Raw genomic sequence first — 13,084 nt, forward strand, 5'->3', positions numbered from 1 at the left:
CTTGTTCTATGAGTGGGTTCATGACTTACCTCCAAGTTATGGGATAACCTCAAGGTAAGTGTGGCTCAGTTGGTGAGAGTAGGATCTCCGCGTAGCGGCTTAGTTCAACAATTTAATATCGACCCAATGGGTCGTTTCTCTACCGAGTCATAGGTCATTAATCTCATTGTACCAGTTTTATCATAATAACTAACTTGTTGCTATACAGATATTTTTCATCATTATGAAAAGGATAAAAACGACCCAGAGGGTCGTTTTCTTGACTATAGGAGAAGTACGGCGAAACTGTATATAAATACAGTCAACTTTCAGAGCTAACTTAATGAGAGCTCGTTCGCCATTTTTAAACCATATCGTCAAATTTATGCTGACTAAGCAATATTCGGTCAGAGCCGATGATACCCCGTTGAGCAAAGTTTTCTAGCTTGTTTTGGGGCATTTTCGATTTAGGAATGGCAGCGTATCGACTATGATCGCTGCCATTTTAGGATGATACTTTATTGTATGGGGTGAAACTTTATTGTTCACCCACAAGAAATGTAGCCCTACAATAAAGTTTCATACTGAATTGGGCTGTATGGTCTGTGTTTTGGTTTGTAAATTTGAAGCTGGGAAATAAAGATTCATACTGGATTTAGGTAGCAGCTTATATTCGTACTCAATTCAAATAATAAAGTTTCATACTGAACCTGAAATATTTACCACCTTATCGAAACAAAAGTGGTAAAAAACCAAACAAACTGCCACTTTTACGAAACAAAACAGTGAAAAACCGAAACAATTTACCAGTTTCGTAGAACAAGCAGCAAGAACTGGTAAAGTTTTACTGCTACAAGTTGCCACCTAGCAGTATGAAACTATATTGCTTAGGATGATACTTTATTGTGCGGGGTGAGTCTTTATTGTTCATCCACAAAAAAGGCGCTTGCGCGCCTTTTCTTATTCTACCGTTACACTCTTTGCGAGGTTTCTCGGTTGGTCAACATCGGTGCCTTTGATCACGGCTACATAGTATGAAAGTAGCTGTAGTGGGATTGTATAGACAACCGGAGCGATGATGTTTTCTACGTGATTGACGTTCATTACTCGCATGGTATCGTCCGAGGCAAAGTTTGAGTCTTTGTCTGCAAATACATAGATGATGCCGCCGCGTGCGCGTACTTCTTCAACGTTTGATTTGAGCTTTTCAAGCAGCTCGTTGTTTGGTGCAACGACGATGATTGGCATATCTGCGTCGATAAGCGCGAGCGGGCCGTGTTTTAGCTCGCCTGCTGCATAGGCTTCGGCGTGGATATAGGAGATCTCTTTAAGCTTAAGTGCACCTTCCATTGCGATTGGGTATTGTGAACCACGGCCAAGGAACAATGAGTGATGTTTGTCGGCAAATTCCTCTGCAAGTAGCTCAATACCATCGGCCATCGTTAGGGTTTCTTCAAGCTTGGTTGGCAGGGTTTTGATAGCGTTGACGATTGCACTTTGATCACGGCCTTTTTCCTGCGCGATCGATGCCGTTAGCATCAATAAGCCAACTAATTGAGTCGTAAAGGCTTTGGTTGATGCCACCCCAATTTCAGCGCCTGCTTTGGTCATAAAGGCAAGATCTGACTCACGTACAAGTGATGAGCCTGGTACGTTACAGATGGTCATTGACGCCATATAGCCTTGCTCTTTGGCAAGACGCAGTGCCGCAAGCGTGTCTGCGGTTTCACCCGATTGTGAAATAGTTACCAATAGGCTATTTTCATGCACGAATGAGTCGCGGTAGCGAAACTCTGAGGCAATTTCAACGTTACAGCTTACGCCTGCAAATTGCTCTAACCAGTAGCGCGCCACCATGCCTGAGTGGTAAGACGTACCACATGCGATGATCTGTACGTGTTTTACATCTTTAAAAATTTCATTGGCTTTGTCGCCAAATGCGTCGATACTAACGCGATCGTTGTCTAAACGGCCTTCAAGTGTATTACGTACAGCCATTGGCTGCTCGTAAATTTCTTTTAGCATGTAGTGGCGATATTCACCTTTGCCCGACGCATCTTGCGTGATGTTAGACTCAACCACTTCGCGCTCTACAGGATTGCCGTTTATGTCGAAGATTTCTACCGTTTCGCGAGTAATGCGTGCTACATCGCCTTCTTCTAGGAAGATAAAGCTGCGGGTTACTGGTAATAGCGCGAGCTGATCAGAAGCGATAAAGTTTTCACCAAGGCCAAGGCCGATCACCAGTGGACTGCCTGAGCGTGCCACGATGATTTCATCTTGGTTGGCTTTATCAAATAATACCGTACCGTATGCACCTTCAAGCTGTTTTACCGCGGCTTGCACAGCAGCAAGTAATGTAGTGTGCTGTTGTCTAAGCTGATGGATCAGGTGCACCATTACTTCGGTGTCAGTGTCAGACAAAAACTCATAGCCGTCTTCTTTGAGTGCACTACGTAAGCCTTCGTGATTTTCAATAATGCCGTTGTGTACCAGCGCGATTTCGCTGTTAGAGATATGCGGATGCGCGTTAGCCTCAGTTACACCACCGTGAGTTGCCCAGCGCGTGTGCGCGATACCGGTAGTACCTTTTACTTCAGCGTTTTCAAGGGCTGACTCTAGGTTTACTACTTTACCTACCGCTTTTACACTATTTAGCGCGCCGCCTTCGCAAAGTGCAACACCCGCAGAGTCATAACCACGATACTCAAGACGCTTTAGGCCTTCGATAAGAATTTTGTTTACTGGACGCTCAGCAACGGCGCCTACGATTCCACACATAATCTCTCCATTTTATTTGCACGTTGTGTGTAATTCAGCACAGATAAGCTGTATGCCACGTGCTTTGATCGCTTGGCGAAGGTCATCTGCCAAGTTGTTGTCGGTGATCAAAGTGGTGATCTGTGCCCAAGGTATTTCTAAATTCGGAATTTTACGGCCTATCTTGTCAGACTCGACCATCACAATGACTTCACGGGCAGATTTGGCCATTACCCGGCTAAGCCCGATTAACTCGTTAAAGGTCGTAGTGCCACGCGCTACATCAATGCCATCGGCACCAATAAAAAGCTGATCAAAGTCATAGGATTGTAGTACTTGTTCAGCAACTTGCCCCTGAAATGATTCAGAATGTGGATCCCATGTCCCGCCGGTCATCAATAAAGTTGGCTCATTTTCAAGTGATAACAAGCGGTTGGCAATATTCATCGCATTCGTCATGACAACTAAGCCACGCTTTTGCGCAAGCTCTGGGATCAAGGTTTCAGTGGTTCTGCCACTATCAATAATAATGCGATTGTGATCTTTAATAAGCGCTGCGGCGGCTTTAGCGATGGCTGTTTTACGAGCTGAATCTTGCGCGTCTTTACCCGACGCCGTGATCTCTTTAGGGAGAGCAATAGCACCGCCGTAACGGCGCAATAATAAGCCACTTTTTTCTAGTGCCGTTAAATCCTTACGAATCGTAACTTCTGATGTTTCAAACTCAGCCGCGAGTGATTCTACGCTGACTTCACCATACTCATTTACCCATGCAAGGATGGTATGTCTGCGCTGTTGAGTGTTTCGTTTTGTCATCAATTAAGTTTCGTTTCGAAATTTATTCGAATTATAGTCGAAACTTTCTAGGGTAAACAAGTTAATTTTTGCACTGCACAAATTTTAACTAGATAAAACAAAAAAACCGTGTATTTTTCTGCTCTTGGATTGTATAAAGGGACATTTAAATGAACAAACGATTAATATTATTGGCTTTATTCCTTGGCGCGACATTAACAGCATGTGGCGGTTCAGGGGGTTCAAGCGCTACCGCTAACAACAATAACAGCAGTAATAGCAATAATAATACTGGTACGGATAGCTCAACCGACAACAATAACTCCAATACAGATAACACCCAGCTTGAGGCAAAGATAAGCCCAATTCAGTCGGTTTATACTGGCGCTACGGTTAAGCTAATAGGAACCAGCAGCGTGGTTTCTGCTAACGCCACGGTGGCATGGTCAATCACAGCAAAGCCGCAAAATAGTACGGCACAAATAGCTGATAAAAGCAGTCTATTGAACGAGTTTGTTGCCGATGTAGCAGGTGATTATGAGGTTCAACTGACCATAAAGTCTGCCTCACAAGAGTCAACGGCTAAAGCGTCAGTCAAGGTGACTGATAAACCTGTTGAACCCACTAATCGCGCCCCAAAAGCGGTAATTACTCCTTTTAAAGAACGCGCGGTAAAAAGTGAGCAAGTCACACTAAGCGCGAAAGACAGCTCAGATCCCGATGGCGACCGCCTTTCTTATAAATGGCAAGTGAGCAGCGCTAACAATGCGTTAGACTTTCACCTTATCAACCCAGAAGGGGAATATGCCGTTTTTGCAGGAAGAGACTATGGCGTATTCACGATTAGCTTAACAGTGCATGACGGCAAAACCTACTCAGAAACCGTCACCAAACAGATAGAAGTGTATGACGACAGGCCAGAGCTTAAAGCTGTTATTTCCGCCCCAACAGAGGTCATATTAGGGTCGGTAAACTTTGTTGAGCTTAAAAGCGAGGGTAGTCAGTATCCGCGCGCGGTAACACCGCTTTGGAGTTTTGACAGCAAACCAAGCGGTAGCCAAGCAAAAATGGCAACACCAAGTGGCTTTATTACCTCTGCTCAACTAGATAAACCGGGGCAATATCAGATCCGTTTTAGTCTTAAAGACGAGTATGGCCGTGTGAGCGAAGCTACCCACACAATAACAGCAAAATATGGCGAAGCACGCACACCGCTGGTATTCGTTGATGCGCCAGAGTCAACCAAAATCAACGAGGCTATTGAGCTCAGCGCAAAACGTAGCACAGACGCAAGTGGTAGACCGCTTACTTACGCTTGGACATTTGAACCAAGAGAGCCGGGGTTAACGTATTCTGTTAGCAATGAGAATACCGACACGGTAACCTTTACACCTCATGGAGAAGGTTATTACCGTTATTCTGTGAAGGTAAGTAACGGCGAGCTAAGTGACACCGCCACAGGTATGGTGAAAGCAACTCCGGAAAATAATGAACCCACGGTATCGATTAGCCCAAGAATTTCGGTCGCACTAGAAGGGCAAACAAAAGTATTTGAGATCTCAGCTGAAGATAAAGACGGTGATCCACTCACTTACCAATGGTCATTTTCAGCCAAGCCAGAAATCAGCACTGCAGTAATTAACGGCAGTGACAATCGCGCGTCAATTACCTTTAATGAAGTGGGTAATTATGTACCGAACTGCACTGTTTCTGATGGTAAAGTTGAGGTTGATATTTCTGCGTTTATCCAAGTTCGTGCAGTTCAAAATGGTGCACCAACCATTGCCGCACTGGACGCTCAAGGGATGCTGAAAGTCGGCACTGAGGTGCAGCTCGCTTCGACAGTCGTCGACGCCGACAGTCACACACAACACTTGACTTATTTTTGGACGGTCACCGAGCCGTCAGGGAAAGTGATTGAAGGCGCTGCTGTAAACGATGCAACATTGCGTTTCACTCCAGCGGTATCTGGCGACCACCAAGTAAAACTCAGCGTTATAGATGAAAAATCTGCCGCAGTTGCAACTAAAGTCGTCACGCTGTCGGTTGAGTAAAGCTGCCAAACGACCATTTTTAGGCTTACGTGTTCAACCATGAGCACTTAAGCCTTTTCATTACCCTAAACGCTCAGGTAAACAGCAAGATAACTTGTGATATTTAAGCAAGGTCGATTACATCGGAGCCGCACTTGGAGTCAAGTGGCGCAGCTCCATATTGCTAATATGCGTTCCAGCAGAGTCTTCAGGGCCAATTTCATCATACGCTGATTCCACCCTAAGATATGCCTGTGTTGCACCTAACTCCGCCAGCTTTGTTTCTGCTTCTCGAAGCGAATTAAATGGCGTTAGTTTGCCCTCAGCGTACATTAAAATGTGCAAGTTACCATCGGCATCCTGACCACCAGCTAAGTAGTGATTTGAATCGGCATAGCTTAATACAATGGCATGTAATTCGTTGTTGGCAATTTTTTCTTTCAGTGTCGCAGCAAGCATAGTGGTCTCCTCGTTTAACTGGCTATTAATTAAACGGCTCACTGACAAATTTGGTTCACCTTTGCGTTTTTCCTTCATGACATGGGATGGCGTAATAGGTTTGGAACAGCGTGAATTGGCGCTTTGATGCGCCAATCCATTTTTGCCTACTTGTTATTCATATCGTAGGATTGAGGCAGGTCGCGTCCTAGTCGTTTTTACGATAAGTATCGCAACCGTCAGCCAAGTCACCAAGGCCACCGAGATTGCAGCAACACCGTATACCCACAGCGCTTGCTCAATCCGATCGTTAAAGTTTGCTAACCAGTCTCCCACCAGCCAGTATGCCAAGGGAAAAGCAATCAAGATGCCAATCACAACCAAGAACAAAAACTCCTTCGCCAACAAGTTCGCAATACTAATTCGTGATGCGCCTAGCACTTTGCGTACTGCGACTTCTTTTTGTCGCTTTAGCATAGTAAATGAAGTTAGCCCAACAACACCGAGCATTGCCAACCCCAGAACCAATAAACTAAATGCCTGAATAATATGAATGAAACGGCTATCTTCATTAAAATTTGCACTAAAGTTAGCGCCAATATCTTCAATTTCAGGCTCATATATGCCCAGCCTTGATGCTAACAACTGTGTAAGTTGCTGAGTAACATACTGTTGCTGCGACTTTTCTACTTCGACCACAATGGCAGCAGTGGGTACTAAACTGTAGCCAGGCAAAAACATAGCCATGGTTTTGTTTCGCTTTGCATTTCCTATTTGTAGCTCTTTCACCACCCCGACAACTGTCATGGTCATCGTGCCACGCTGCATAGACTGCCCAATCATCTGATCGGGCGTGTCAAACCCCGCTAGTTTTGTCACAGACTCGGTGACAATAACACTAACAGACGCCTCTCCGTCTTTGCGCACATACCAGTCTGAGGCAAATTGAGGGGTAAAATCTCTGCCTGCTACCAAGGTCAAACCCAGTTGCGATACTGCATTAAATCCTACTCCAATACCCGCGATTGACTCAGGAGATACTTCGCCGTTTGGTAGGGTGGGTTTAAAACTATATTGAATGTCATGGGTTAAGTCCGTATCTAGGGGGCCAACTTGTTTAACTCCTGCAATCTTTTCAATTGCATCTAGCAAAGGTGAATGAGGGCCTGACAACACTTCGTTTTTAGGTAGCGCCCTGATATATAGGCGGTTTTCAGCATCATATCCTGGTGACAAGGTCTGCAAAAAGCTTAATTGTTGTGGCAACGTGATGGCACCAACAATCAGGGCTGTTGCAATGACAAACTGTGACACCAGTAAAACCTTACGCAGCCACACAGCTCCTCCCGATGCAGACGTGTCACCTTGCAACATTACTTTAGGGCTCAAGCGAGAAAGATACAAAGCAGGATAAATCCCAGCCAATAAGCTCACGCTCAGAGAGAGCAGCATTAATAAACCACCTTGCCAGCTAAAAAAAGCAAATTGCAGCGTTCTATCCACAAGATAGTTGAACCAAGGTAAGCTCAACTCAATAACCGCAGCACCTATAATACAAGTAACAATCGCAATCAGCAGATACTCACAAAGAAACTGCCAAAAGAGTTGGCCGCTAGAAGCGCCCAGAGACTTTCTGATCCCCACTTCTTTAATGCGGCTACCGCTTTGTGCAATACTGAGATTGATAAAATTGATAGCTGCTACACATAAAAGCGCGATACTCAGTATGATACTGGCAATAATCGCTTGTGGATTGCCGCCGGATCGCATCTCCGATAGAGCATCATGATATAAATGTAGATCAGCAAGTGGGGATAAATTAATCGAAAGTATACCCTTTTCCCCATCCATCACAAACAATGTGGTGATCTCTTCTGCTAAAGAGGCAATATCTGCCACGGTATTAAGGCGCAAATACACATAGTGCATGTGTACATACAAGTTTTCACTCGTTTTCTTGGAATGGATCAGGCTATCAAAAGCAAAATGGGTGTTTAGAGGAAGATCTTCAAAAACCGCTGCCACCGTATATACACCATATTGATAATGTAAGCGCTGCCCAACAACGTCAACACGGCCAAATAAACGCATTGCTTCTGAGCGACTTAATACCAGCTGCTCTGGCGTACTCAAGGCAAGTTCGATATTACCATCGAGCACCTTGAGATCGATAAAATCTAAGATATTACTTGAAGCAACATAGAGATTATTAAGCTGAAACTGATTTGCGCCAGCGCTTACATACCCCAATGCAGGATCATGATTTTTTGCTTTAAATAACGCAAATATATCTTCAACCTGTGCGAGCTCTTTGGCTTTTAGCAAGCGCGGATAGTTAATTGTCGGCACAGTACCGAGCCCTAATGACGAAAAGTCGGCCTCAGCACGAACCACCCGCTCGGCATTAGGCTGAAATGTATCAAAAGAAAGCTCATGCAAAGTGTAAAGTAAAATGAGGAGTGCAGCAGACACCCCTACAGAAAACCCTAATACATTGAGTATAAAGTGTAACTTTTGCTTTTTTGCAACCCGCAACGCAGTGTGTAAATTGGCAATAATCATTTTTCTTCCTTAGCCCTTAAGCACCTTTTACTCATAACGTAAAATTAATGACGGACGCATACTTGCGGCTTTAAATGCAAGCGTCGCAACCGTTAGCCAGGTGATCCCCGCGACCGCGAATGCCGCAATACCATATACCCAAAAGTCTTGAGTAATACGATCGTTAAAGTTTGCAAGCCAATCTCCTACTAACCAATATGTAACCGGATAGGCAATAGCGACACTCACCGCAACTAGCATTAAAAACTCTTTTGCTAGAATATTAACGATACTGACTCTTGATGCTCCCAGCACTTTACGAACCGCAACTTCTTTTTGCCGACGTACCGTTGCAAAAGAAGCCAAACCAAATGTGCCCAAACACGTTAAAAACACAGCCAAAGTGGTAAAAATCAGCACCACTTGTGAGACTCGTTCATCTGCTTTTAGTACTGCTTTGTAGTTATCTTCCAACAGATTGATTTTTGGTTCGTAAAGATCAGCAACGTCTGCTAACGCCGCCGTGACTTGGGTGGTAATTTCAGGCAAACGGTGCGGGTTTATCGTTAAAATCAGCTCTGAAACTGATGATAAATAGCTAAATCCACATAAAAACATGATATTACTGCTGGCATCTTTGGTATTACCAACTTTGACATCCTCAACCACACCAACAACCAACATATCCACACTGCGACCCGTATCTTTGATGGTTTTGCCTATGATATCGGCGACATTGTGATAGCCCGCCTGCTTGGCCACTTGTTCACTGATAATTGTGCTGACTTTCGTGACGCCATTTTCTCGATACGCCCAATCACTGCTATATTCAGGGCTAAAGTCGCGTCCTGCCAATAATGTTAACCCCAACCCTTTAACAATATTGAACCCTGAGCCAATCACAGGGGTTAAACTTTGGGACGCTTCTCCATTAGGCCACGTTGGCTGTAGCGTATTATTAATTGATACGGTCAGACGGGTATCCAGTATCGTTGCTAATTCGACTCCTTCGATGGCAGTAATGCGATTTACCAATGAGCTTGGTTGCTTGGTGAATACGTCCTCGACAGGCAGTTCCGAGATAACTAAACGCTGCTTTGTTTGATAGCCCAAAGGTAAGCTTTGTAAATGCGCAAGCTGCTGCAATAACGTTGCTGACGCAATGATCAAACCTATAGATAGAGAGGCTTGAAGAGTAAGTAAGCTCTTACGTACAAAAATAGCAGTATTACCACGCTGAAGATCGCCACTCAGTACTCGCTTGGCACTAAATGACGACATAAAAAATGCAGGGTACAGACCAGCTAAAACCCCAACACTCATCGCTACCACAAAAATCGCCCCACCAAAAGGGGAAACATAATCAATAAACAAAACACGGTCGACCAAGCCATTAAAACTCGGTAATAATAGCTCTACCAACACACAGGCCAGTATGGTTGAGAAGAGTGCAACAAGTACCGACTCAGATAAAAACTGGATCACTAACTGCGTTTTACTGGCACCCAGCGCCTTGCGTACCCCTACTTCTTTAGCTCGTTTTGCGGATTGGGCTACGGTCATGTTGATAAAGTTAAAGCTTGCAATCAAAATCAACAGCACACTTAATCCCACACAGATCATGACCACCTGCTTCGCGCCACCGGCTTTCATTTCAAACGGTGACTTAGCCGTTAAGTGCAGTGCAAGTAGCGGATGTAGGTTAATCGAGATTTTGCCCGCCATCTCTTCATAGTAGTAGCGCTCTGAGAGTGTCTTTTCCAATGCAGCAACATCGGTATTGGGTGCAAGACGCACATACACATAGCTACTATTCATGCCAAGCTTAGTGGGGTCATGCTTTACGTGGACAAGGTTTTTAAATGCAAAGTGGGTGTTATCAGGGAGATCTGCAAATACAGCTCGTACCGTATATTGACCACTTTGATGTTGTAAAGTGTTTCCAATGATACCAACACTACCAAATATTCTTAGTGCTTCAGATTCGCTCAACGCAATGCTGTTTGGCGTACTCAAAGCATTCTTCAAGTCACCTGATAATGTGTTTATGTCAATAAAGCTTTCGATATTTGGCGTCGCGCCGTAAAGCGCATTTAGCTTATATCCCTGCTCTCGCACTCGAACATCCACCATCGCCTCACGGGTAAACTCTACCATGGTCAAACCAAACACGTCCTCAACTTGGCTATACTCAAGCGCTAGTCTTGCATTGGAATAATTAAAAATAGGTACAACGGCCAACCCCAACTCAGAAAAGTCTTGGCTGATTCGATAGACACGATCCGCATTTGGCTGCTGGCTATCATAAGCGAGCTCATTTTTTGCAAACAAAGCCACTAAAATAGCCGCCGCTAACCCTACGCTCAAACCTAAAACATTCAACACAAAGTGCTGTTTTTGCTGCTTAAAAGCACGCAGCGCTGTAATAAGATAGTTCGCTATCATTATGCAACCTCACTTTTCGGGGGCTGCCCGTGTGCATTCGCTTTGTCTAGCATGACTTGGCCATCAAGTAAGCGCACAAGCCGGTCGGCATAACCGCCTTCTTTTTCAGAGTGTGTCACCATGATCACCGTGGTGCCTTCGCGATTTAACTCGCGCAACATCGCCATGACTTCTTCACCATTTTTTGAGTCTAAGTTACCTGTCGGTTCATCCGCTAAGATAAGCTTTGGATTGATCACCAGCGCTCTTGCAACGGCCACACGCTGCTGCTGACCGCCAGACAGTTGCTGTGGTAAATGGTCGGCACGATGATCAATCGCAACGCGTTTCAAGATTTGTTCTACACGCTGCTTACGTTCCTTTTTCGAGATATTTTGGTATTGCAGCGGCAGCTCTACATTTTCAAATACCGTTAACTCATCAATTAAGTTAAAGCTTTGAAAAACAAACCCTATGGATGCTTTGCGCAGTTGTGAAAGCTGCTTTTCGCTGTAACCGGAAATATCAGTACCAGCAAATTCAAACCGACCCGACGTCGGAGAATCCAACATACCAAGAATAGACAGCAGTGTTGATTTACCGCAGCCAGAGGGCCCCATGATAGCGACAAACTCACCTTCATTAACCACTAAATTGATATTGTTCAGCGCAGTTGTTTCAATGTCTTGAGTACGAAATACACGGTTTAGATTAGTTAGTTTTATCATTGTTATATCCTTAGAAATGTAGTTGTTGCGCTTTGTCGAAGTTGCTATAACTTGAGGTGATCACTTGCTCACCAGGTGTGAGACCGTCTAACACTTCGTAATAATCTTGATTCTTTTTGCCTAGGCGAATGTCACGACGCTGTGCAGTTTTGCCATCATGAGACAAGACATACACCCAATTACCGCCCGAGCTGGTAAAAAATGCACCGCGCTTCAGCAGTACCGCATTTTCTTTATTGCCGCCGAGCATAAGTTCAATGTCTATACTTTGCCCGCGTTTAATATCACTTTGGCCACTCGGTAAAGCCACCTCGATTTGAAACTGTGACTGCGACACTCGGCTATCAATTTTGCTGACCTTGGCGTGAACCAAGCCACTATCCAACATCACATTGACTGCCATCTCAGGCTGTACTTGATTTAAGTAAAACTCATCGAGGCGGACAACCAGCTTGTATTCATTTGGAATATCAATTTGACCTAAACGCGCCCCTTTGCCTTTGGACTCACCAATTTCAACGTCTAGCTCGCTCAGGTATCCAGAAACAGGGGCTTTAATCAGCAGATTCTCAAGATTCTTACGCGCAAACTGTAGGTTTTTTTGCAGCATGTCAGCACTGTCTTCTAATTGCTCCACTTGTACCTGACGAATTGAGTTTTCTTGTGCTTGGCGCTCTAATGTTAACTCTTTGCGCGCTTTGTAGTAGGTGAGATCATCTTCAATTTCAGAGAGCCTATCGGTTGCCAACACACCCTTTTCAACAAGCGGCTTTGACTGTTTATAACGACGTTCTAAGTGGCTAATTTGTAAGTCAATTTCCAGCAAGTCACGGCGTAAATTAAGGCGACTGGTTTCCATCGTCATTTGGGTGTTTCTTAGGAAGTTAAGCTGCTCTGTTACTTGCGCTTCGCGACTCATCACGTCTAGCTGTAAACTGGTATTGCTCAGTCTTACCAACGGCTGACCGACCTCCACATATTCGCCCTGCTCGACTAAACGTTCTTCAACTTGACCACCTGCAATGGTATCGAGATAAATCGTTGTCTTTGGTACAACTTGACCACGCAAACTGAGGGCATCAATAAATGCACCTTTGCTGACGGTAGCGACCGTGACGCTACTGAGCGATAAGTTTTGACTACGACCGGAAGAAGCGGTGTTGGTAAAGGCAAATGCAGCCGCAGCAACGCCTAATAGCACGCCCCCTGCAATCACTTTTTTTAGATGTTTTTGTAATCCTGAACGTTCAATTTTCTTATCCATAATCACACCTCTTGTTCTATGTCGGTTAGCTTATTTCTGGTTATATCTGTAACTGTTATCAAGCTCTGTGCCAAAGTGATAATTGATTTAAATAACAACAACTTAATTGATAAAAAATAATA

The 13,084-nt window shown here is 44.5% G+C and carries 8 protein-coding genes; 1 reads left to right on the top strand and 7 read right to left on the bottom strand.

From position 1 onward, the window contains the following. Positions 1-939 precede the first annotated feature (939 nt). Together glmS and F9Y84_RS18700 are read right to left on the bottom strand one after the other, a co-directional pair. Positions 940-2,760 (bottom strand): glutamine--fructose-6-phosphate transaminase (isomerizing), encoded by a 1,821-nt coding sequence (glmS, locus tag F9Y84_RS18695; RefSeq protein ID WP_125250783.1) that lies wholly within the window; start codon positions 2,758-2,760, stop codon positions 940-942. Between the two features lie 12 nt (positions 2,761-2,772). Then, positions 2,773-3,555, bottom strand: a complete 783-nt coding sequence (locus tag F9Y84_RS18700; RefSeq protein ID WP_147389309.1) for a DeoR/GlpR family DNA-binding transcription regulator — start codon at positions 3,553-3,555, stop codon at positions 2,773-2,775. Positions 3,556-3,704: 149 nt separating this feature from the next. Between F9Y84_RS18700 and F9Y84_RS18705 the strand changes: the two genes are divergently transcribed. Beyond that, on the top strand, positions 3,705-5,588 hold the full coding sequence (locus F9Y84_RS18705) for a PKD domain-containing protein (protein WP_147389308.1): 1,884 nt from the start codon (positions 3,705-3,707) through the stop codon (positions 5,586-5,588). A gap of 117 nt (positions 5,589-5,705) precedes the next feature. Here the strand turns inward: F9Y84_RS18705 and F9Y84_RS18710 are convergent, their stop codons facing one another. From F9Y84_RS18710 to F9Y84_RS18730, 5 genes are all read right to left on the bottom strand, one after another. Beyond that, positions 5,706-6,026: a DUF6482 family protein gene (locus F9Y84_RS18710; protein ID WP_125250786.1), complete on the bottom strand. Its 321-nt coding sequence runs from the start codon at positions 6,024-6,026 to the stop codon at positions 5,706-5,708. A gap of 153 nt (positions 6,027-6,179) precedes the next feature. Continuing rightward, the gene (locus F9Y84_RS18715) at positions 6,180-8,567 is read right to left on the bottom strand and encodes an ABC transporter permease (RefSeq protein ID WP_147389307.1); all 2,388 of its coding nucleotides are present in this window, start codon (positions 8,565-8,567) and stop codon (positions 6,180-6,182) included. A gap of 27 nt (positions 8,568-8,594) precedes the next feature. Beyond that, entirely contained in the window at positions 8,595-10,991 is a 2,397-nt protein-coding gene (locus F9Y84_RS18720; protein ID WP_147389306.1) for an ABC transporter permease, read from the bottom strand. After that, the gene (locus tag F9Y84_RS18725; protein ID WP_147389305.1) at positions 10,991-11,698 is read right to left on the bottom strand and encodes an ABC transporter ATP-binding protein; all 708 of its coding nucleotides are present in this window, start codon (positions 11,696-11,698) and stop codon (positions 10,991-10,993) included. The genes F9Y84_RS18720 and F9Y84_RS18725 overlap by 1 nt, the downstream gene beginning before the upstream one ends. Before the next feature lie 10 nt (positions 11,699-11,708). Further along, entirely contained in the window at positions 11,709-12,962 is a 1,254-nt protein-coding gene (locus tag F9Y84_RS18730) for an efflux RND transporter periplasmic adaptor subunit (RefSeq protein ID WP_147389304.1), read from the bottom strand. Positions 12,963-13,084: the final 122 nt, after the last annotated feature.

This window comes from Pseudoalteromonas peptidolytica, assembly GCF_012641745.1.
Classification (GTDB): domain Bacteria; phylum Pseudomonadota; class Gammaproteobacteria; order Enterobacterales; family Alteromonadaceae; genus Pseudoalteromonas; species Pseudoalteromonas peptidolytica.